The organism is Aquabacterium sp. (assembly GCF_036273115.1).
Taxonomy (GTDB): Bacteria; Pseudomonadota; Gammaproteobacteria; order Burkholderiales; family Burkholderiaceae_C; genus Aquabacterium.
On sequence record NZ_DASUIN010000027.1, the window covers coordinates 1 to 20,272 of the forward strand.

Genomic DNA, 20,272 nt, shown 5'->3' on the forward strand with positions numbered 1-20,272 from the left:
CATGCCTCGCGTCAAACGTGGTGTAACAGCCCGCGCTCGTCATAAGAAAGTTCTCGCCCTGGCCAAGGGTTTCCGTGGTCGCCGCAAGAACGTATACCGCATCGCCAAACAAGCCGTCATGAAGGCAGGTCAATATGCCTATCGTGACCGCCGCGCCAAGAAGCGTGAATTCCGCCGTCTGTGGATTGCACGTATCAATGCCGGCAGCCGCGCTTTGGGCCTGACCTACAGCAAGTTCATTGCTGGCATCAAGAAGGCTTCGATTGAAATCGACCGTAAGGTGCTGGCCGACATGGCTGTCAACGACCCAGCTGCTTTTGCTGCTATCGTTGAAAAGGCCAAGGCTCAATTGGCTGCTTGATGAAAGCACAATGATGCCGTTTCTGGTCGCGTTGAAGGTGCTCAGGCACCCGAGGGCGGCTCAGTAACCTGAAGGCCAACAATCTGTTGGCCTTTTTTTTCGACACAAGACAATGAACGACCTCGACGCACTGGTGCAGGCAAGTCAGGAGGCTTTTGCAGCCGCCGCTACGCCTGCCGATCTGGAAAATGCCAAGGCCCGCTTCCTGGGCAAGTCTGGCAGCTTGACTGAGCTGCTCAAGGGCATGGCAGCCTTGTCTCCCGAAGAGAAGAAGACACGTGGCGCTGCCATCAACCAGGCGAAGCAACAAGTCGAGGCCGCGCTGAATGCGCGCCGTCAGGCTCTGGCCGACGCGGAACTGGCGCAACAGTTGCGCGCCGAGTCCCTGGACGTGACCTTGCCGGGGCGTCGTCGAGGCGAGGGCGGTCTGCACCCCGTTTCCCTGAGCATCGAGCGCATCGAAGGTATCTTTGGCTCTATGGGTTTTGATGTGGCCGATGGCCCCGAGATCGAAGCCGATTGGTACAACTTCACGGCGCTGAACACGCCAGCGGATCACCCCGCACGGTCCATGCATGACACCTTCTATGTGGAAGGGGGCAACCTGCTGCGTACGCACACCAGTCCCATGCAGGTTCGCTATGCCATGCAGCATGTCAAAGATCATGCGGACTTGATCGCCAAGGGCGAACGCATGCCTGAAATTCGCGTCATCGCACCAGGTCGCACCTATCGTGTCGACAGCGATGCCACGCACTCGCCCATGTTCCACCAGTGCGAGGGCCTGTGGATTGGTGAGTCGGTCAGTTTTGCTGATTTGAAGGCCGTGCTGGGCGATTTCTTCAGCACCTTCTTCGAAACCGATGATCTGGACATCCGTTTCCGCCCATCGTTCTTCCCCTTCACAGAACCTTCTGCTGAAGTCGACATCGCCTTCTCGTCGGGCCCGTTGAAAGGCCGTTGGTTGGAGGTGGGTGGTGCGGGCCAAGTGCACCCCAATGTGGTTCGCAACTTTGGTCTGGATCCTGAGCAGTACATCGGTTTTGCCTTCGGTTTGGGCCCAGATCGGTTGACCATGCTGCGTTATGGCGTGAACGACCTGCGTCTGTTCTTTGAAGGCGATCTGCGCTTCCTGCAGCAATTCCAGTAATCCAAGCTCGGCTTGATACGGAGAACCCGATGAGCACACGCATTCAGTCCTGGGCCGCGATGGCCAAAGGTCAGCCGCTGATGCCTTACACCTTTGAATTCGGCCCCCTGGGGGCGGACGAGGTGGAGGTGGCTGTGGAGCATTGCGGCTTGTGCCACTCTGACCTGTCGGTGATCGACAGCGAGTGGGGGGCTGCGCCGTATCCAGTGGTGGCTGGCCATGAAGTCATAGGCCGCGTGGTTGCCTTGGGTGAGCGTGCCCAGGGCTTGAAATTGGGGCAACGCGTGGGCATTGGCTGGAACGCGTCCAGTTGCATGCATTGCCAGGTCTGCCTGGGCGGCGAACACCAGTTGTGTCGTACGGCTCAGCCCACCATCATGGGCCACCACGGTGGTTTCGCCGAGCGCGTGCGCGCCCATTGGTTGTGGACGGCGCCCATTCCTGATGGTTTGGATGCGGCCAAGGCTGGTCCCCTGCTGTGCGGTGGTATCACCGTTTTCTCACCGTTTTTGAACTTCGACATCAAGCCCACGCATCGCGTGGGTGTGGTTGGCATTGGCGGCTTAGGGCACTTGGCCATCAAATTTGCCAAGGCCTGGGGGTGCGAAGTCACAGCATTCACGTCCAGCGAGTCCAAGCGCGATGAGGCGCTGCAAATGGGTGCGCACCGCGTGGTGTCCAGTGTGGATGCAGCCTCGATGAAGTCGGTGTTTGGTCAGCTCGACATGGTCTTGGTGACCGTGAACGTGATGCTGAACTGGAAAGACCTGATGCGCACACTGCGCCCGCACGGCCGATTGCACGTGGTGGGTGTCGTGCCTCAGCCTATTGCTGTTGAGGCGGGTGTGCTGATTGGTGGTCAGCGGTCTCTGTCGGGTTCGCCTACCGGCTCTCGGCAAGACATCGACACCATGCTGGAATTCGCGGCCCGACACGGGGTCGTGCCGCAAACCGAACATTTCCCGATGAGTCGCATCAACGATGCGTTGGAACATCTGCGCGCGGGCAAAGCGCGCTACCGGGTCGTGCTGGATGCGGATTTCGCCCAAGCCTGACCCCGTTGACGAACAAGAACCAAGGATCCTTTCATGCAATTCCCTGAGTCGTGGCTGCGTAGTTTCTGCAACCCTGATCTGACCACGCAACAGTTGGCCGACCTGCTCACCATGGCCGGCTTGGAAGTGGAAGAGTTGGACCCCGTCGCTCCGCCGTTCACCGGCGTGGTGGTGGGCCATGTGCTGGAAGTCAGCAAGCACCCCGATGCCGACCGTCTGAACGTCTGTAAAGTCGATGCGGGTACCGGTTCGATCTTGCAGATCGTGTGCGGCGCACCCAATGTGCGCCCTGGCATCAAGGTGCCTTGCGCCACCGTGGGTGCCGAGTTGCCACCCGGCGCCGATGGCAAGGTCTTCAAAATCAAGCTGGGCAAGCTGCGTGGCGTCGAGAGCCAAGGCATGCTGTGCTCTGCGCGCGAGTTGGGCATTTCCGAAGAAGCCAATGGCTTGCACATCCTGCCCGAGGACGCGCCCTTGGGGCAGAACATCCGCGACTACCTCAAGCTGGATGACACGTTGTTCACCCTCAAGCTCACGCCCAACCTGGCGCATTGCTTGAGCGTGCAGGGCATTGCGCGCGAGGTCTCGGCTCTGACCGGCGCGCCGCTGACCCTGCCTGAAGTGGCGCCTGTGAAGCCGACCATCGACGCCACCATTCCCGTCAAGGTCGACGCTCCTGATTTGTGTGGCCGCTTTGTAGGCCGCGTCATCCAAGGCGTGAACCCTCAAGCCAAGACACCGGATTGGATGGTTGAGCGTCTGGCTCGCTGCGGCCAACGTCCTGTGTCCCCGCTGGTCGACATCTCGAACTATGTGATGTTCGAGTTGGGCCAGCCTTCTCACGTGTTCGATCTGGACAAGATCCACGGCGGTTTGACGGTGCGTTGGGCCAAGGCGGGTGAGACTTTGAAGTTGCTTAACGGCCAGACTGTGACGCTGGACGAGCAAGTGGGTGTGATCGCCGATGACAACCAGGTCGAGTCTCTGGCTGGCGTGATGGGTGGCGATGCCACCGCCGTGGGCGACGACACCCGCAACGTCTACCTGGAAGCTGCGTTCTGGTGGCCTTCCGCCATCGCTGGTCGTGCCCGTCGCTACAACTTCTCGACAGATGCCTCGCACCGCTTTGAGCGTGGCGTGGACGCCGCTCCCACAGCTGACTACCTCGAGCGCATCACTCAGTTGATTCTGGACATCTGTGGCGGCCAGGCAGGCCCTGTGGTGGACCAGGTCGTGGCGCAACCCAAACGCGAACCCGTGACGCTGCGTTTGTCGCGCGCGCAACGCGTGATCGGCATGCCCGTGACCTTGGCGCAGTGCCAACAGGTGTTCCAACGCCTGGGTCTGAGCTACAGCACGCAAGCCGCGGGCGATGACACCCATTTGATCGTGACCCCACCGAGCTGGCGCTTTGACCTGCAGATCGAAGAAGACCTGATCGAAGAAGTGGTCCGCGTGATCGGTTTTGAGCAGCTACCCAAGCGTGCCCCCAAGGCGCCGGTGGTGTCTCGCGTGCGCCCTGAGGCCCAACGCGGCGTTTACGCTGTGCGACGTTCGGTTGCGCAGCGTGGTTATCAGGAAACCATCAACTTCAGCTTTGTGGAAGAGCGTTGGGAAGCCGATTTTGCGGGCAACACCCAGGCCATTCGCGTGCTGAACCCCATCGCCAGCCAGTTGAGCGTGATGCGCTCCACCCTGATCGGCAGCCTTGTGGAAGTGCTGCGGACCAATCTGGCTCGTAAGGCCGACCGCGTGCGCGTCTTCGAATTGGGCCGTGTTTTCAAGCGCGACGCATCGGTGCAGGACGGCAACCAGACTGTCGCTGGCTTCGATCAGCCCGTGCGCGTGTCTGGCTTGGCCTATGGCCCAGCGGATGCGCAGCAGTGGGGCGTGTCTGCTCGACAGGTTGACTTCTTTGATGTCAAGGGCGACGTGGAAGCTTTGCTGGCACCTCGTCAGGCCACGTTTGTCGCCGCAGAGCATCCTGCATTCCATCCCGGTCGTTGTGCCAATGTGTTGGTTGACGGTGCCGTGGTGGGCGTTGTAGGGGAATTGCATCCGAAGTGGCGTCAAGCCTACGACTTGCCTCAGGCCCCGGTTTTGTTCGAACTGGATGCCCAAGTGCTGACTCAGCGGGCCGTGCCTGCCTTCACCTCCGTGCCGAAGATGCAGTCGGTCTTCCGCGATCTGGCGCTGGTGGTGACTGACACGACGCCTCACGACGCGGTCATTGCGGCCATCACCGGCGCGAAGACCGATGGTCTGGTGCGTGGTGCTCGCCTGTTTGACATCTACAAGCCCAAGGCGCCTGTGGCCGGCATGGCAGACAACGAGCGCAGCCTGGCGGTGCGGATCGAGATGCGTGACGACGAGCAGACACTCAACGACGAGCGCATTGATCAATGCATCAAGCAGGTGATCGATGCGGTGGGGCAGGCCGTGGGTGGCCGTGTGCGTGCTTGATTGACGGTAGGGGAAGTAAATATGACCGAAAGCGCGCCGGCAAACGGCATTTTTCTGCCATCCATCGAGACCCCGACGCTCACCAAGGCTGAGTTGTCCGAGCTCTTGTTCGAGCGCATTGGCTTGAACAAACGTGAGTCCAAGGACATGGTTGAAGCGTTCTTCGACCTGGTGCATGAGGCTCTGGTTGAGGGCAAAGATGTGAAGTTGTCGGGCTTTGGCAACTTTCAGATTCGACGCAAGGCGCCACGTCCAGGGCGCAACCCGCGTACGGGCGAGGAAATTCCCATCAACGCTCGCCACGTGGTCACCTTCCATGCGAGTCAGAAACTCAAAGGAATGGTGCAAGGGGATGTTCCCGCCGACGAAGAGTTGGAGTAAAGTCTTGGACCTCGCGGCGATCTCCTTGATTTTCAAAGGGTTTTGAATCGGAGATCGCGCTGCCGCACAGACTGATCATGGCTTCATGACTGGTCTGTGTGGCCCGAATCTGGGCACCGCATGGTGCCACTGGATCTTTCATGGATCGTGTAGATAGCGGTTTGCCTCCTATTCCTGCCAAGCGCTACTTCACCATTGGTGAAGTGAGCGAGCTTTGCCTGGTCAAGCCTTATGTGCTGCGCTACTGGGAGCAGGAGTTTGTGCAGCTCAAGCCCATGAAGCGACGGGGCAACCGCCGCTATTACCAGCATCACGAAGTGTTGCTGATTCGTCGTATTCGAGAGCTCCTGTACGACCAGGGCTTCACCATCAGTGGGGCGCGTAACCAGCTGGCAGAACACGGCGGGCGCCATCAAGGCGTCGCGGTTGATCTGGACGAGGACCTGGACGACGGCGATTTGCAGGACGTTGCTGTGCCTGGTTTGGTGGCGGCAACCGCCTCTGCTGAAATGCGTGTGGCTGCGCGTGCCTTGCAATCGGCGTCTCACGCTGCGGCGACAGCCGAGGCGATGCTGACGGGGCCGCAGCTGGATCTGTCCCGTCTGGATGCAGAGGCTTTGGTCTCGTTGAGAGAGGAATTGTTGGAAATTCGCGACTTGCTTGCTTGAGTGGTTTTGAAACCGCTTGAAAAACTCAAAAAGCATGCTATAGTCTAAGTCTTCGTCGGGGTGTAGCGCAGCCTGGTAGCGCACTTGCATGGGGTGCAAGGGGTCGCGAGTTCGAATCCCGCCACCCCGACCATAGAAGTTCACGAGGGTCAGCAGGAAACTGCTGACCCTTTCGTGTTTCTGGCGTTCCTGCATTGCTTGTTCGGCTCGCGCCCGATTGCAGGTTTTGTGCAAATCACGCCACGGTTCGTCTGTGACATCGTCACGTTTTTCACGAACTCCTCGCGTGGTCGCTCATGCAGCAACGCGATCGCCGGCCGTCGCGCGCTCTTCCTCTGTAACATCGTGTGTCTAAGTTGGTGCCAGCCCTCCGGAGTGAAGCTCGAGAGTGTGCTGGGAATCGACGTGTGTTCAGGGAAATGAGGGTGGCCAGCTTCGGCGATCCTTCAAGGAAACGAAGACGGATCATGCCCTCACAACTAAAGGGGGTAGGCCGTTGAGATACGCTTTTACTGACTGCGGTTCGTTTGCAGTTGGTTTACCGATCGCATCGATCAAGGATTGAATTCTCATGAAGGTGATGAAGGCTGTGACCTTGTCTTTGAGTCTTGCGCTGGCCTCAATGGTCTGTGCGCCGGCTCATGCTGTGCAGGAAGTCGCCGGGGTGAAGTTCGAGGACTGGTACAACTTCAACGGTCAGCAACTGCAACTCAGTGGTGCAGGGCTGCGCAAGATGATGATCATGAAGGTCTATGTGGTCGGGCTTTATGTGCCGCGCAAAGAGACCTCTGTGCAGGCCTTGCTGAATGCGCCGGGCCCCAAGAGCATTCAAGTGGTGCTGCTGCGCGATGTGGACGCGCATCGACTGACTGACGCCTTGGTGATGGGCGTGGAAGACAACGCCAGTTCATCAGAGTGGGCTGCCATCAAGACCCGCGTGGGGGAAATGTCCAAAGCCATGCGTAGCTCTGGTGATGTGCGCGAAGGAACCGTTGTCAAATTGGAGTACATCCCCAATCAGGGCACCACTGTGTCGCAAAACGGCAAACCCGTGATCCGTGATATTCCTGGGGAAGACTTCTTTCGTGGTGTGATGCGCATCTGGCTGGGGGAGCGCCCAGCCGATAGGACGCTGAAGGCCAGCCTGCTGGGCGCTTCAGCGGACTGATCAAACAGTCATCAGCACTTGATACCCATGTGAAGGGCGACGACGCCGCCCGTCATGTTGTGGACATCCACGTGGCCGAGTCCGGCCGCTTTCATCATCGACTTCAGCGTAGCCTGATCGGGATGCATGCGGATCGACTCGGCCAAGTACTTGTAGCTGGCTGAGTCGCCGGCAACGAGTTGACCCAGACGGGGCAGGACCTTGAAGGAATACCAGTCGTAAGCCTTCTCCAGCGGTTTGGCCACTTTCGAAAACTCCAGAACCAGCAGGCGGCCGCCTGGTTTCAGAACGCGGGTCATCTCGGCCAGAGCCAGATCCTTATGCGTCATGTTGCGCAGCCCGAATGCCACGGTCACGATGTCGAAGGTGCCTGTGGGGAAGGGCAGCTTTTCCGCATCGCACAGGGTGGTGGGCAGCGCAACGCCGGTGTTGAGCAGACGATCTCGCCCTGTGCGCAGCATGGCTTCATTGATATCGGTGTGCACGACCATGCCGCTGGGGCCGACGCGTTTGGCAAAGGCTTCAGAGAGGTCGCCTGTACCGCCGGCAATGTCCAGAACCTTATGGCCCTCGCGCACGCCGCTGGCTGCGATGGTGTAGGCCTTCCAGAGACGGTGCATGCCCATCGACATCAGGTCATTCATGATGTCGTACTTACTGGCGACGGAGTCAAACACGCCGCGAACGCGTTGTGCTTTGCTGGACTCGTCGACTTGTTCGAAACCGAAATGTGTGGTGCTCATAGGCGGCATCTTAACGGGGTTAGGCTCAGGTATTCAGTGACCGAGCGCAAGCCATGGCGCTGGACCAAGCCCACTGGAAGTTGTAGCCCCCCAACCAGCCTGTGACATCCATGACTTCGCCGATGAAATACAACCCGGGCACCAACTTGCTTTCCATGGTCTGGGAGCTGAGCTCGCGGGTATCCACCCCCCCAGCTGTGACTTCGGCCTTGGCGTAGCCTTCGGTGCCGTTTGGGGTGAGGTGCCAGTCGTTCGCGCTGTGGCCCAGCCACTCAAGGTCTTTGTCTTTGAGTTCGGCTATGGCCGATTGCGGGGTCAGAGAGGGGGTGTGCAGGGAGGCCTGGTCTAACCAGGTGTCGGCCAGCCGGGCGGGAATGTCTTGTCCCAGGGCCTGGTTCCAAGTGGTCGACAACTGCTTGCGAGAGCCGGTCTTGGCCTCTTTCAACAGGTTGGCCAACTCACGGGTGGGGGTCAGGTTGATTCTGATGGGTTTGCCGGCCTGCCAATGGCTGGAGATTTGCAGCACGGCTGGCCCGCTCAGGCCTCGATGGGTGAAAAGCAGATCCTCAGTGAAGCGAGCCGTGGCTGCACCTTTGCGCTTGCCTCCGGTCAATGAGGGGTAATGTGTTTCGGTCTGGATGTCGACTTCCAGAGCGATGCCAGCCAGTGCGGCCCAAGGGGCCCAGGTCTGTGGCTCGAATGTCAATGGGACCAGGGCGGGGCGTGTGTCGATCACCTTGTGTCCGAATTGGGTAGCCAGTTTGTAGCCGAAGTCGGTGGCGCCAATTTTCGGAATAGCCAAACCGCCGGTAGCGACGACCAATTGGGGAGTCTGAACAGCGCCCCGATCGGTGTCGAGTTCGAAACCGAGTTCTGTTCGGCGTACCTCGCGTACGCCGCAGGGTTGCCATCGGGTTACGCCACCCGCCTCGCATTCCTTGAGCAGCATCTGAATGATGTCGTCGCTGCGTCGGTCGCAAAACAGTTGCCCTTTGTGCTTCTCATGCCAGGCTATCCCGTGCCGTGCGACCAACTCCAGAAAATCTTGTGGGGTGTAGCCGGCCAGGGCTGATCGGCTGAAGTGGGGGTTCTCGCTCAGAAAGTTGGCTGCAGTCACCTCGCGGTTGGTGAAGTTGCAGCGGCCGCCGCCAGAAATGCGGATCTTCTCGGCCACGCGCTCCGCATGGTCCACGATCAAGACCGACAGGCCCCGCTGGCCTGCTACCCCTGCACAGAACAGACCCGCCGCACCGGCGCCCACAATCACAACATCGAATTTGGTCATGCTGCCATTGTCGCCGCAGGGCGAATGAAGTCAGCCACAATGCATGCTTTCAGCTGACAGACCCTGTGAAAGAGGAATTCGCAATGGCAATGGACGTGGTCGATTACGAGATCAAAGGTTCGGAAATGCAGTTTGTCGAGGTCGAACTGGACCCCGGCGAGGCGGCGATTGGCGAGGCCGGCAGCATGATGTTCATGGACGCCGGTATCGAAATGGATACGGTCTTTGGTGATGGCGCGAAGCAGAGCGGCGGTCTGTTCGGGAAGCTCCTGGGAGCCGGCAAGCGTCTGATCACAGGGGAGAGCCTGTTCACCACGATCTATACCAACCAGGCTTCCGGTAAGAAGCGGGTGGGATTTGCTGCACCTTATCCCGGCAAAATTTTGCCAATGGACCTCAAACAGTTGGGGGGCACGCTGCTGTGTCAGAAGGATGCGTTCCTGTGTGCCGCGCGGGGCGTCTCTCTGGGCATTGCCTTCCAGAAGAAACTGGGTGCAGGTTTCTTTGGGGGCGAAGGGTTTGTGCTGCAAAAGCTTGAAGGCGATGGACTCGCCTTTGTTCATGCCGGGGGCACCGTGGTTCGCCGCGAGTTGCAACCTGGCCAGACGTTGTTGGTTGACACCGGCTGTCTGGTTGCCATGACCCCCAATGTCGATTTCGACATTCAGTACGTGGGCAAGATCAAGACCGCGTTGTTTGGTGGCGAGGGGGTTTTCCTGGCTCGCGTCACCGGTCCGGGGCACGTCTGGCTGCAAAGCCTGCCGTTCTCTCGCCTGGCCTCTCGCATCTTCGCAGCGGCACCACAGACCGGTGGGGGGCAGCGCGAAGAGGGGTCGCTGTTGGGTGGCTTGGGGGCGGGCAGTCTGCTGGGCGGTGTCCTCGGCGGCGACGACGAGTAACGCGCTTGGAGTAAGAGGGAATCATGGGGTTTGGTGTCATCATCATTGGCGACGAGATCCTGAGTGGTCGCCGGCAAGACAAGCACTTGGGCAAGGCGATTGAGTTGCTCTCTGCACGAGGTTTTGCCTTGTCATGGGCTCGCTATGTGGGCGATGACCCCGCATTGATTCAGCGTGAACTGAAGGCGGCCTTCGAAAGCGATGACATCGTTTTTTCGTTCGGCGGCATTGGTGCCACGCCAGACGACCATACCCGCGCCTGTGCTGCAAACGCCTTGGGGCAAGCTTTGGTTTTGCATCCGGAGGCAGCAGAACTCATTCTGGAGCGAAGCCGGGAGATGGCGGCGCAGGAGGGGAAGCCGTTTGTCGAATCGGACCCGGAAATTCAACGGCGCCTGAATATGGGGCGCTTGCCGATCGGTGCCACGCTGATTCCCAACCCGTACAACCGCATTCCTGGATTTTCGATCGGGGGGCGAGTGCATTTCCTGCCAGGTTTCCCGGTCATGGCGTGGCCCATGATGGAATGGGTTTTGGATCATTGCCACACCGGTGTGGAGGCCCAACCGGTATGGCGAGAAAAATCGGTCATCGTGTTCGATGGTCTGGAGTCTCGTCTGTCGCCGTTGATGGAGGCTGTCGAGCAACGGTTTCCTGGAATCAAGGTATTCAGCCTGCCCAGCGTTGATCACCCCCAATACGGAAAACACATCGACCTGGGCGTGAAGGGGCCGGACGAGAGCCTTGAGCAGGCCTTTGAGGCCTTGATGCAAGGATTGATCGAAATTGGTGCATCAACTGGCCCTGTGTTGGTGCGTTGATGCAATGAATCCTGTTTGTGCACTGATGTGGTGCGCTTGTGGGGGCGTCCCGTGCCTGATGTTGATCACGGGCTGATGGTGTTGGCGGCGCCTCAGTGCGCGCGTTTCCTCTGATGTCGCCTGATTTTGTTCACGATTCTTAGGCTCCTTGATCAAGATACCGGGTTCGGCACGCTTTCTGCTATTACACTGCGCGCTGTTTCTGATCTGGAAACAGACTCAACTCAACTTCTCGCATTCACTTAAGCCTTCTGCTAGGAGCATCTGATGGCCAATAAGACCGTCGCCGACGTGATGAAGTTGGTGAAGGACAACGAAGTCAAGTTTGTTGACTTCCGCTTCACCGACACCCGTGGCAAAGAACAGCACGTTTCCGTGCCCGTTTCCCACTTCGACGAAGACAAGTTCACTTCGGGCCATGCCTTCGACGGTTCGTCCATCGCCGGCTGGAAGGGTATCGAAGCATCTGACATGTTGTTGATGCCCGATCCCAACACCGCCAACATCGATCCCTTCTTCGAAGAGCCCACCCTGATCCTGACCTGCGACGTCATCGATCCGCACGACGGCAAGCCCTACGAGCGTGATCCTCGCTCGCTGGCCAAGCGCGCTGAAGCCTACCTGAAGGCTTCGGGTCTGGGTGACACCGCCTACTTCGGTCCAGAGCCAGAGTTCTTCATTTTCGACTCGATCCGCTGGGGCAACGACATGTCCGGCTGCTTCTTCAAGATCGAATCGGAAGAAGGCGCCTGGAACTCCGGTACCAAGTACGAACACGGTAACTCCGGCTATCGTCCCACCGTCAAGGGCGGCTACTTCCCCGTGCCTCCCGTTGATTCCGGCCAAGACATGCGCTCGGAAATGTGCCTGATCCTGGAAAGCCTGGGCATTCCAGTTGAAGTGCACCACCACGAAGTGGCCAACGCGGGCCAAATGGAAATCGGCACCAAGTTCAGCACCCTGACTGAGCGCGCTGACTGGCTGCAGCTGCAAAAGTACGTGATCACCAACGTGGCTCACGCTTACGGCAAGACTGCTACCTTCATGCCCAAGCCTATCGTGGGTGACAACGGTTCCGGTATGCACGTTCACCAGTCCATCTGGAAAGACGGCAAGAACCTGTTCGCTGGCGACGGCTACGCTGGTCTGAGCGAATTCGCTCTGTACTACATCGGCGGCATCATCAAGCACGCTCGTGCTCTGAACGCCATCACCAACCCTGGTACGAACTCGTACAAGCGTCTGGTGCCTGGCTTTGAAGCCCCAGTGAAGCTGGCTTACTCGGCCAAGAACCGCTCGGCCTCGATCCGTATTCCTTACGTGGCTAACCCCAAGGGCCGTCGTATCGAAGCACGTTTCCCCGATCCATCTGCCAACCCCTACCTGGCCTTCGCTGCACTGATGATGGCTGGTCTGGATGGCGTGGAAAACAAGATCCATCCGGGCGAAGCCGCTACGAAGGATCTGTACCACCTGCCTCCAGAAGAGGACAAGCTGGTCCCAACCGTGTGCCACAGCCTGGATCAGGCCCTGGAGCACCTGGATGCCGACCGCGCGTTCCTGACCAAGGGTGGCGTGTTCACCAATGAATACATCGACGCTTACATCGATCTGAAGATGCAAGAAGTGACTCGCTTCCGTATGGCGACTCACCCTGTCGAGTACGACATGTACTACAGCCTGTAATCCAATTTCGGATTCGGCACCTGGTGCAGAAAAGGGGCGGCGAAAGCTGCCCCTTTTTTTGTTTGAAAATGGATGAGGCGATGTCAAACCCGAATGCGCCTCTGGTTTCCGCTCATTTGTCGGATGACTGAATCGACAGGCTTGCAGGCATACTGGTCAACTATGGCGTCAGTTTTTGTTGGTGACTGCAAATGAACTCGAATATGCAAAGCGTAAATAGTCCTCGATTGATGACGGCGTGGATGACTCCGACTGCTTGGCGGGCGCTGTGCGCGGTGGGGCTGCTTGCTGTGGCCTGTGGCCAGGCAATTGCGCAGGAAAAGCCGGTTTACCGCTGCCCGGGCAACCTCTATACCGATTCCTTGTCGCCCAAGGAGGCGTCTGACAAGGGCTGTCGCACATTGGAAGGCGCGCCCATCACGGTCATTCAATCGGTGGCCCCCCGCGGTGAAAAAGCGGCGGCCAAGACTGGTGGCGCAGCTTCTCCCGGCGAGAAGGTTTCATCTGATGAGCAAAAGGTGCGTGATGCCGATGCCAAACGCATTCTAGAGGCCGAGTTGAAGAAGGCCGAAGAGGCCTTGGCGGCGCTGCAAAAGGAATACAACAACGGTCAGCCCGAGCGCAGGGGTGACGAACGAAATAACCAGAAGTATCTGGATCGCGTGGCTGAAATGAAGGCCGCTTTGACGCGCAAGGAGGCTGATGTGGCGGCCTTGCGGCGTGAGTTGAGTAACAAGTAAGGTGTGAGATGGCGCGTCAGGAGTCGGTGAAGGGGGGGCGTCAGGCCCCCATGGTTCGTGGCGTGTCCAACGTCGATCCAGCCGAGGTGCAAAGGTTGCTGCCTGCGGGGCTGGATACCTTCGATCACCTCGCCACCATGGTGATGGTAGTGGAGCCCGACGGCCAGTGTCTGTTCGTGAACGCCGCCTTTGAAGAGGTCTTGGGGCTGTCTCGGCGTAGTGTGTTGCGCGAGTCGATTTTCGATTGGTTCACAGACCCCGCGCTGCTTCGCGATGTCGTCTCTGCCGTGTCTCGCAACGACTATGCGACCAGTCGGGTTGAAGCCGAACTCAAGCGGCACCCGCATGTTTTTTCGGAGTCCCTGCATGTGCAGGCGATCGTGACACGACTGGAGCATGGCGGCCTGGTCATCATCGAACTGGTCGAGGTTGAGCAAAAGACCCGGCAGGAGCGCGAGGAGCGTGCGCTGGATCAGGCGCAGGCGAACAAGGAACTGATTCGCAACCTGGCTCACGAAATCAAGAACCCTCTCGGTGGGATTCGTGGTGCAGCGCAGTTGCTGCAAATGGAGCTGGAGTCGAAGTCTCTGACCGAGTACACCCAGGTCATCATTCACGAGGCAGACCGGCTGCAATTGCTTGTGGATCGCTTGCTGGCACCACATCGCCGTCCCCATATGGTGGGCGACGTGAATATTCATGAGGTATGTGAGCGCGTTCGGTCGTTGATCCTGGCTGAGTTCCCGAAAGGGTTGAAGGTGGTTCGCGACTACGACATCTCGGTACCTGAGTTCCGGGGTGATCGTGAGCAGTTGATTCAGGCGGTGCTCAACATCGCGCACAACGCGGCGCAGGCCTTGGTCGATCGCATTCAGGACGGCGACGCGGTGTTGATTTTCAAGACTCGCGTGGCGCGTCGGGTCACCATCAACCGCGAACTGCACAGGCTGGCATTGGTTTTGCATATCGAGGATAACGGTCCGGGAATCCCGGAGTCGATCCGCGATCGCATCTTCTACCCATTGGTGTCGGGGCGCGAGGGCGGGTCAGGCTTGGGGCTGACCTTGGCTCAAACCTTTGTACAACAGCACCACGGCACCATCGAATGCGAAAGTCAGCCAGGTCAGACGGTATTCAAGATCCTGATACCTTTGCCCTGAAATTGACTTGTCGTTCGTGGACGATGGGGCTTTAACTCAGAGCTCACATGAAACCCATCTGGATCGTTGATGACGACCAATCCATTCGCTTCGTGCTGGAAAAGGCCTTGACGCGAGAGGATCTGCCGGTCCGCAGTTTCACCAATCCGCGCGATGTGCTGGCAGCGCTGGAGAATGACGAACCACAGGTGCTGGTGTCTGACATCCGCATGCCTGGGGGCTCTGGCATCGACTTGCTCAGCAAGGTCAAGGCGCGGCTGCCCGGGCTGCCTGTGATTGTGATGACTGCCTATTCCGATCTGGACAGTGCAGTGTCGGCATTCCAGGGGGGAGCATTCGAGTATTTGCCCAAGCCGTTTGATCTGCCCAAGGCGGTGGAGTTGATTCGCCGCGCGGTAGATGAGTCAGTGCGCGAAGATGTGTCAGACGAGCGCATGACCCAGATGCCGGAGATGCTGGGCCAGGCCCCGGCCATGCAGGACGTGTTTCGTGCCATTGGTCGCTTGAGCCAGAGCAACGTGACCGTGCTGATCACAGGTGAGTCGGGCGCGGGTAAGGAGTTGGTTGCGCGGGCGTTGCACAAGCACAGCCCCCGTGGGAACGGGCCGTTTGTGGCCATCAATACCGCGGCCATTCCAAAGGACTTGCTGGAGTCGGAACTGTTTGGTCACGAGCGAGGCGCTTTCACCGGCGCGCAAACCATGCGACGCGGCCGGTTCGAGCAAGCCGATGGGGGGACCTTGTTCCTCGATGAAATCGGCGACATGCCATTCGACTTGCAAACCCGCCTCCTGCGGGTGCTCAGCGACGGGCAGTTCTATCGGGTTGGGGGACATCACCCCCTCAAGAGCAACGTGCGTGTGATTGCGGCCACTCACCAGAATCTGGAAGAGCGGGTTCGCCAAGGCGTGTTTCGTGAGGACTTGTTCCATCGTTTGAATGTGATCCGCCTGCGCTTGCCAGCTTTGCGTGAGCGCCGGGAAGACATTCCCACCTTGGCGCGCTACTTCCTGCAAAAGAGCGCGAAAGACCTGGGGGTAGAGGCCAAGCGCATTTCTGACGCGGCCTTGGCTAAATTGGCTGGTTTCGATTTTCCCGGCAACGTGCGGCAGTTGGAAAACATCTGCCATTGGCTGACGGTGATGGCGCCGGCCCAGGTGATTGAAACCAAGGATTTGCCGCCGGAGTTGCTGGAGGGGCGAGCAACGCCTGAAGCTGCGCGTAACGCTCCCTTGAGTGAGATCGCGTCATCGGTACCTGTGTCTGCAGCAGTGCGTGATGTGGTGGAGGTCGATTCGGGCGGCTTGCCTGAAGCAGCGCCTGAGTCAGCTCCTGCGAGCGCCTTGGGGGTGTCTGCTGGCGGTGGCTTGGCTTCGACCCCGGGTTGGTTGCCGGATCTGGAGCGCGATATCCGTACACGACTGGAGTCGGGACAGACCGATGTGTGGGACGTGCTGACGCGCCAATTCGAGGCGCAAATGATCCACACCGCTCTGGAGTTGACCCGGGGCCGGCGAATTGAAGCGGCGCAGAAACTGGGGATTGGGCGCAACACCATCACCCGCAAGATTCAGGAACTCGGGATGGATGAGTGACTCCAACGTGTGTTCAGCAGCGGCTGCGCTAAAGTGAGCGGCTGCTGTTTCACGCTGGAGGAGCTCTCAAATGAATAACCGATATCGTCAACTGTGTCTTGCGGCTTTGCTGGGTGGTCTGGCATGGATGACCGCAGGCTGTTCCACCACAAGCCCTGACGTGATCAAGCCTGAAGACGCGCAGCGCCTTTCGCAGGTGCAAGACGCCGTGGTGCTGAATGTGCGTGTGGTTGCGGTGGAAGGCAGTCAGAGTGGCGTGGGTGGCGCGACGGGTGCCATTGTGGGCGCCATTGGCGGGAATGCATCGGTGGGCGGCAATGGGCGTGGTTCTGCTGCGGCGGGCGTTTTGGGCGCGGTAGTGGGGGGCGTAGTGGGGAATGCTGTGGAGCGTTTCGGCACGCGTGAGGAAGCCTACGAAATCCTGCTGCAAATGGCTTCGGGTGAGCGCAAGGCCATTGTGCAAGCCAAGGGCACCGAAGTGTTCAATCCAGGAGATGCTGTGATTCTGGTGGTCACGGGGGGCAAAACACGCGTCATGCTGGCACCCAAGGTGACGGCGCCTGCTGCGAAGTAAGGGCTAATTGGATTCGATCGGCTGCGGTTTGACGCAAGCAGGTCATTCCCTGTGTAGGGAACTATTCGGGGGCGGGCATACACTCAGCGGTATCTTCCATACCGATCTGGTTGTATGCCCAAAACTTTTTCTGGTCAGCGTTCTTTGTTGTGGGTGGCCCTGGCTTCGGCCTTGAGCATGGGGGTGGTGCCCTCAGTGCTTGCCGCCGCGCCCAATGCGGTCGTGCAGCGTGGCGGTGCGCTCAGTGCACCGGTTCAATCGGTGGAGGGCATCAGCGAATACCGTTTGCCCAACGGGCTGCAGGTGTTGCTCATTGCAGATGACTCCAAGCCCACGACCACCGTCAATCTGACTTACCGTGTGGGTTCTCGCCACGAGAACTATGGCGAGACCGGCATGGCCCATTTGCTTGAACATTTGCTGTTCAAAGGTTCGCCTCGACACCCGCAGGTTTGGGCCGAGTTCAACCGCCGGGGCTTTCGCGCCAACGGCAGCACCTGGTTTGACCGGACGAATTACTTCGCCAGCTTTGCGGCCAACGACGAGAACCTTCGCTGGTATCTCGAGTGGCAGGCCGACGCCATGGTCAACAGTTTCATTGCCAGAAAAGATCTGGACAGTGAAATGACAGTGGTTCGCAACGAGATGGAAATGGGGGAAAACGACCCCGGTCGCATCTTGTTTGAAAAAACGGTGGCCACGATGTACCAGTGGCACAACTATGGCAAGTCAACCATTGGCGCGCGGACCGACGTTGAAGGGGTCGACATTGGGCACTTGCAGGCGTTTTATCGCAAGTATTACCAGCCGGACAACGCCACACTGATTGTTTCGGGCAAGTTCAAGCCTCAGCAGGTGCTGGCATGGGTTCAGCAGTACTTTGGTGCCATACCCAAGCCCAAGCGCCCCTTGCCTGAACTGTATACCCTGGACCCGGTTCAAGATGGCGAACGTTCGGTCACGATTCGTCGTGTGGGTGGGGTGCCCCTGCTGTACGCTGGCTACCACGTGGTGCCGGGTGCCCATCCTGACTATGCCGCTGTCGAGTTGCTGAGCCTGATCATGGGTGAGTCGCCCTCCGGGCGTTTGCACAAGCGCTTGACTGAGAAGCAGTTGGCTGCAGGCGTGTTCAGTTTTTCGGAGGGGTTGGCTGATCCAGGGTTCATGCTGCTTGGCGCTCAATTGGCCGCCGGTCAGGATCCGACCCAAGCCAGTCAGGCCATGCTGGATGTGATCGAGTCGGTGGCCCGCGAACCCATCACCCAAGAAGAGTTGGATCGCGCGCGAGCCAAGTGGCTCAAGCAATGGGAAGCCGGCTTCACGGATCCGCAGCACGTTGGCGTAGCGCTGTCGGAATCTGTGGCGCAAGGCGACTGGCGCTTGTTTTTCCTGCTGCGTGACCGGGTGAAGGCCATGAATTTGGCCGATGTGCAGAGGGTCGCCAATCAGGTCTTTGTTGCTTCTAACCGAACCCTTGGGCAGTACGTGCCGACACCGTCGCCGGTGCGTGCGCCACAGCCTGAGCGGGTGGATGTGTCCGCGCAATTCAAGGGTTTCAAGCCCCAGGCAGCAGGCCAGCAGGCAGAGGCCTTTGACGCCAGTCCCGCCAATATCGATGCGCGCACGGTTCGCTTTCAGGTTGGATCTGGCGTGAAGGTGGCATTGCTGCCCAAGGCCACCCGTGGGCAGGCCGTTAAAGCCACCTTGACCTTGCGGTTCGGTACCGAGCAGTCGCTGGCGAACTGGGGGGAAGTGCCTTCGGCGATGGCGGCATTGCTGGACAAGGGCACAGCCCGCATGAGTCGCCAGCAAATTCAGGACAAGCTCGATGCTTTGCAGGCACAGGTCTCGATCAACGCGGTGTCAGGCAGTCTGCTGGTCAGTTTGTCGACCAAGCGGGAACATTTGCCCGAGTTGATTTCTCTGGTGGGTGAGTTACTGCGCGAGCCGGCTTGGCCGGGGGATGTATTGGAAGAGGTTCGAACCCAGGCATTGGCATCGATTGAAGAGCAACGCAAGGAACCTTCTGCGGTGCTTGATGAGGCTTTGTCGCGCCACGGTAATCCGTATCCCAAAGGGGATGTGCGCTATGCCCGTACCTTTGATGAGATGGTGGCCGATTGGAAGGCGGTGGATCTGGCTGCTATCAAGCAATACCACGATCGATTCATTTCAGCGGCGCAAGGCGAGTTTGCGGCGGTGGGAGACATGGACCAGTCTGCGGTGCAGCAGGCATTGAATGCCGCATTTGCAAACTGGACCAAGAACGAGCCCGTGGCCCGGGTAACCAACCCGTTGATCAAGGAAGAGCCCGTTCGACTTCAGTTGATCACGCCTGACAAGCAAAATGCCGCGATGACAGTGTCCTTGGCTTTGCCTTTGAATGATCGGCACCCCGATTACCCGGCATTCATGTTGGCGAATCATCTCCTGGGCAGTGGCGGCGATTCTCGTTTGTGGAATCGCATTCGCGAAAAGGAGGGGCTGTCATACAACGTTTACAGCATGGTGCAATGGAATTCCTTTGAGGAAAATTCGCAGTGGATGGCGGCGGCCATTTTCGCGCCTCAAAATCGCGCCAAGGTCGAGAAAGCTTTCCGTGAAGAAGTGGACCGCGCCGTGACGCAGGGGTTTACTCAGGCGGAATTCGAAGCAGGTAAAAAGGGTTTGCTGAGTTTCAGGCGCCTCGGCCGAGCACAGGATGTGCGTTTGGCGGGGGGGCTTGCGAATAATTTGTACCTGGGGCGCACATTTGCTGAATCTGCCAAAGTCGACGCGGCCTTGGAGTCGCTGACGCTGGAGCAGGTAAACGCCGCCTTGAAGCGTTATCTGCGTCCTGAGCAGTTTGTCATAGGGGTGGCAGGCGACTTCAAGCCAGAGTCCAAGCAGTGAAGACGAGATCTGCGTAAAAAAAGGCCGGTAGGGATACCGGCCTTTTTGTTGCCACCAGTTGGTGGCAAAGAGTTTCAACGACTCAGATGGCGAAGTCTTCCAACTTCTTGCCGGAGGCAATCGCGGCTTGAACCCACTTCGGCTGCAGGCCACGACCTGTCCAGGTTTCGCCGGTGGCAGCATTGCGATACTTGGGGGCAACCTTGCGGCCAGCGTTGGCCGAGGTACCGGCGGCTTTACCGGTTCCGGTGGTCTTCAGGCCCAAGTCGGCTACGGTCAGGCCGTGTTCAGCCAGCAGGGATTTGATCTGGGCGATCACGCCGGCACGTTCAGCACGGCGGGCATCTTGCAACTGCTTTTCCAGATCAGCAGCTTCTTTTTCCAATGCTGCCTTTTTTGCCAGAAGGTCCTGGTAGTTGCTCATGGAGTGTCCTTTGTTGCCCGGCGGGGCGCTAATACTTTATGGTGTGTCTTCACGGCAGGGGTGCGAGTTGAATTTCCCGCGCTGCATTCCGATGACTGCCGAGGCCGAATTCTATACACAAAAAAATTGGGCTTGCAACGAAATACTCTGCAAGCCCCCATTCTCTGGCCAATAACTGGAAAATTGCCCGTGTGGCAATTAAAAGCA

The 20,272-nt window shown here is 58.8% G+C and carries 18 protein-coding genes and 1 tRNA gene; 16 read left to right on the forward strand and 3 right to left on the reverse strand.

From position 1 onward, the window contains the following. Position 1: 1 nt before the first annotated feature. The 8 genes from rplT (at position 2) to VFW72_RS11745 (ending at position 7,246) form a co-directional block, all read left to right on the forward strand. Positions 2 to 361, forward strand: coding sequence for a 50S ribosomal protein L20 (gene rplT, locus VFW72_RS11710; protein ID WP_329674484.1), 360 nt, complete (start codon positions 2 to 4; stop codon positions 359 to 361). 112 nt (positions 362 to 473) lie between these two features. Next, positions 474 to 1,511, forward strand: coding sequence for a phenylalanine--tRNA ligase subunit alpha (pheS, locus tag VFW72_RS11715; RefSeq protein ID WP_329674485.1), 1,038 nt, complete (start codon positions 474 to 476; stop codon positions 1,509 to 1,511). Between the two features lie 29 nt (positions 1,512 to 1,540). After that, positions 1,541 to 2,566, forward strand: a complete 1,026-nt coding sequence (gene ahr, locus VFW72_RS11720) for an NADPH-dependent aldehyde reductase Ahr (protein WP_329674486.1) — start codon at positions 1,541 to 1,543, stop codon at positions 2,564 to 2,566. Between the two features lie 33 nt (positions 2,567 to 2,599). Beyond that, entirely contained in the window at positions 2,600 to 5,029 is a 2,430-nt protein-coding gene (gene pheT / locus VFW72_RS11725; RefSeq protein WP_329674487.1) for a phenylalanine--tRNA ligase subunit beta, read from the forward strand. Positions 5,030 to 5,050: 21 nt separating this feature from the next. Beyond that, positions 5,051 to 5,410, forward strand: a complete 360-nt coding sequence (locus VFW72_RS11730; protein WP_329674488.1) for an integration host factor subunit alpha — start codon at positions 5,051 to 5,053, stop codon at positions 5,408 to 5,410. Between the two features lie 140 nt (positions 5,411 to 5,550). Continuing rightward, a complete protein-coding gene (locus VFW72_RS11735; protein WP_329674489.1) occupies positions 5,551 to 6,078 on the forward strand; it encodes a MerR family transcriptional regulator in 528 nt (175 codons plus the stop codon). Between the two features lie 56 nt (positions 6,079 to 6,134). After that, positions 6,135 to 6,211, forward strand: a tRNA-Pro gene (locus VFW72_RS11740). 438 nt (positions 6,212 to 6,649) lie between these two features. Continuing rightward, complete coding sequence (locus VFW72_RS11745; RefSeq protein ID WP_329674490.1) at positions 6,650 to 7,246, forward strand: chalcone isomerase family protein; 597 nt, start codon at positions 6,650 to 6,652, stop codon at positions 7,244 to 7,246. Between the two features lie 11 nt (positions 7,247 to 7,257). Here the strand turns inward: VFW72_RS11745 and ubiE are convergent, their stop codons facing one another. Beyond that, positions 7,258 to 7,989, reverse strand: coding sequence for a bifunctional demethylmenaquinone methyltransferase/2-methoxy-6-polyprenyl-1,4-benzoquinol methylase UbiE (ubiE, locus tag VFW72_RS11750; protein WP_329674491.1), 732 nt, complete (start codon positions 7,987 to 7,989; stop codon positions 7,258 to 7,260). 25 nt (positions 7,990 to 8,014) lie between these two features. Continuing rightward, on the reverse strand, positions 8,015 to 9,274 hold the full coding sequence (locus tag VFW72_RS11755) for an NAD(P)/FAD-dependent oxidoreductase (protein ID WP_329674492.1): 1,260 nt from the start codon (positions 9,272 to 9,274) through the stop codon (positions 8,015 to 8,017). A gap of 83 nt (positions 9,275 to 9,357) precedes the next feature. On the opposite strand from VFW72_RS11755, the gene VFW72_RS11760 reads away from it, so the two are divergent. The 8 genes from VFW72_RS11760 (at position 9,358) to VFW72_RS11795 (ending at position 19,641) form a co-directional block, all read left to right on the forward strand. Further along, positions 9,358 to 10,173, forward strand: a complete 816-nt coding sequence (locus VFW72_RS11760; protein WP_329674493.1) for a TIGR00266 family protein — start codon at positions 9,358 to 9,360, stop codon at positions 10,171 to 10,173. 23 nt (positions 10,174 to 10,196) lie between these two features. Next, a complete protein-coding gene (locus tag VFW72_RS11765; RefSeq protein ID WP_329674494.1) occupies positions 10,197 to 10,994 on the forward strand; it encodes a competence/damage-inducible protein A in 798 nt (265 codons plus the stop codon). Between the two features lie 267 nt (positions 10,995 to 11,261). Continuing rightward, positions 11,262 to 12,680, forward strand: coding sequence for a type I glutamate--ammonia ligase (glnA, locus tag VFW72_RS11770; RefSeq protein WP_329674495.1), 1,419 nt, complete (start codon positions 11,262 to 11,264; stop codon positions 12,678 to 12,680). 242 nt (positions 12,681 to 12,922) lie between these two features. Then, the gene (locus tag VFW72_RS11775) at positions 12,923 to 13,420 is read left to right on the forward strand and encodes a hypothetical protein (protein ID WP_329674496.1); all 498 of its coding nucleotides are present in this window, start codon (positions 12,923 to 12,925) and stop codon (positions 13,418 to 13,420) included. Positions 13,421 to 13,470: 50 nt separating this feature from the next. After that, the gene (gene glnL / locus VFW72_RS11780; protein ID WP_414638796.1) at positions 13,471 to 14,580 is read left to right on the forward strand and encodes a nitrogen regulation protein NR(II); all 1,110 of its coding nucleotides are present in this window, start codon (positions 13,471 to 13,473) and stop codon (positions 14,578 to 14,580) included. Positions 14,581 to 14,627: 47 nt separating this feature from the next. Then, positions 14,628 to 16,175 carry a nitrogen regulation protein NR(I) gene (ntrC, locus tag VFW72_RS11785; protein ID WP_329674498.1) on the forward strand — a complete coding sequence of 516 codons (1,548 nt, stop codon included), beginning with the start codon at positions 14,628 to 14,630 and terminating at the stop codon, positions 16,173 to 16,175. Positions 16,176 to 16,245: 70 nt separating this feature from the next. Next, the gene (locus VFW72_RS11790) at positions 16,246 to 16,749 is read left to right on the forward strand and encodes a hypothetical protein (protein WP_329674499.1); all 504 of its coding nucleotides are present in this window, start codon (positions 16,246 to 16,248) and stop codon (positions 16,747 to 16,749) included. A gap of 114 nt (positions 16,750 to 16,863) precedes the next feature. Further along, positions 16,864 to 19,641, forward strand: a complete 2,778-nt coding sequence (locus tag VFW72_RS11795; protein WP_329674500.1) for a pitrilysin family protein — start codon at positions 16,864 to 16,866, stop codon at positions 19,639 to 19,641. An 82-nt stretch (positions 19,642 to 19,723) separates the two neighbouring features. Here the strand turns inward: VFW72_RS11795 and VFW72_RS11800 are convergent, their stop codons facing one another. Continuing rightward, on the reverse strand, positions 19,724 to 20,065 hold the full coding sequence (locus VFW72_RS11800; RefSeq protein ID WP_329674501.1) for an H-NS histone family protein: 342 nt from the start codon (positions 20,063 to 20,065) through the stop codon (positions 19,724 to 19,726). Positions 20,066 to 20,272 lie beyond the last annotated feature (207 nt).

Coding starts and splice junctions, on each gene's coding strand:
- rplT (WP_329674484.1), top strand. CDS start 2: ATGCCTCGCGTCAAACGTGGTGTAACAGCCCGCGCTCGTCATAAGAAA.
- pheS (WP_329674485.1), top strand. CDS start 474: ATGAACGACCTCGACGCACTGGTGCAGGCAAGTCAGGAGGCTTTTGCA.
- ahr (WP_329674486.1), top strand. CDS start 1,541: ATGAGCACACGCATTCAGTCCTGGGCCGCGATGGCCAAAGGTCAGCCG.
- pheT (WP_329674487.1), top strand. CDS start 2,600: ATGCAATTCCCTGAGTCGTGGCTGCGTAGTTTCTGCAACCCTGATCTG.
- VFW72_RS11730 (WP_329674488.1), top strand. CDS start 5,051: ATGACCGAAAGCGCGCCGGCAAACGGCATTTTTCTGCCATCCATCGAG.
- VFW72_RS11735 (WP_329674489.1), top strand. CDS start 5,551: ATGGATCGTGTAGATAGCGGTTTGCCTCCTATTCCTGCCAAGCGCTAC.
- VFW72_RS11745 (WP_329674490.1), top strand. CDS start 6,650: ATGAAGGTGATGAAGGCTGTGACCTTGTCTTTGAGTCTTGCGCTGGCC.
- ubiE (WP_329674491.1), bottom strand. CDS start 7,989: ATGAGCACCACACATTTCGGTTTCGAACAAGTCGACGAGTCCAGCAAA.
- VFW72_RS11755 (WP_329674492.1), bottom strand. CDS start 9,274: ATGACCAAATTCGATGTTGTGATTGTGGGCGCCGGTGCGGCGGGTCTG.
- VFW72_RS11760 (WP_329674493.1), top strand. CDS start 9,358: ATGGCAATGGACGTGGTCGATTACGAGATCAAAGGTTCGGAAATGCAG.
- VFW72_RS11765 (WP_329674494.1), top strand. CDS start 10,197: ATGGGGTTTGGTGTCATCATCATTGGCGACGAGATCCTGAGTGGTCGC.
- glnA (WP_329674495.1), top strand. CDS start 11,262: ATGGCCAATAAGACCGTCGCCGACGTGATGAAGTTGGTGAAGGACAAC.
- VFW72_RS11775 (WP_329674496.1), top strand. CDS start 12,923: ATGACTCCGACTGCTTGGCGGGCGCTGTGCGCGGTGGGGCTGCTTGCT.
- glnL (WP_414638796.1), top strand. CDS start 13,471: ATGGTTCGTGGCGTGTCCAACGTCGATCCAGCCGAGGTGCAAAGGTTG.
- ntrC (WP_329674498.1), top strand. CDS start 14,628: ATGAAACCCATCTGGATCGTTGATGACGACCAATCCATTCGCTTCGTG.
- VFW72_RS11790 (WP_329674499.1), top strand. CDS start 16,246: ATGAATAACCGATATCGTCAACTGTGTCTTGCGGCTTTGCTGGGTGGT.
- VFW72_RS11795 (WP_329674500.1), top strand. CDS start 16,864: ATGCCCAAAACTTTTTCTGGTCAGCGTTCTTTGTTGTGGGTGGCCCTG.
- VFW72_RS11800 (WP_329674501.1), bottom strand. CDS start 20,065: ATGAGCAACTACCAGGACCTTCTGGCAAAAAAGGCAGCATTGGAAAAA.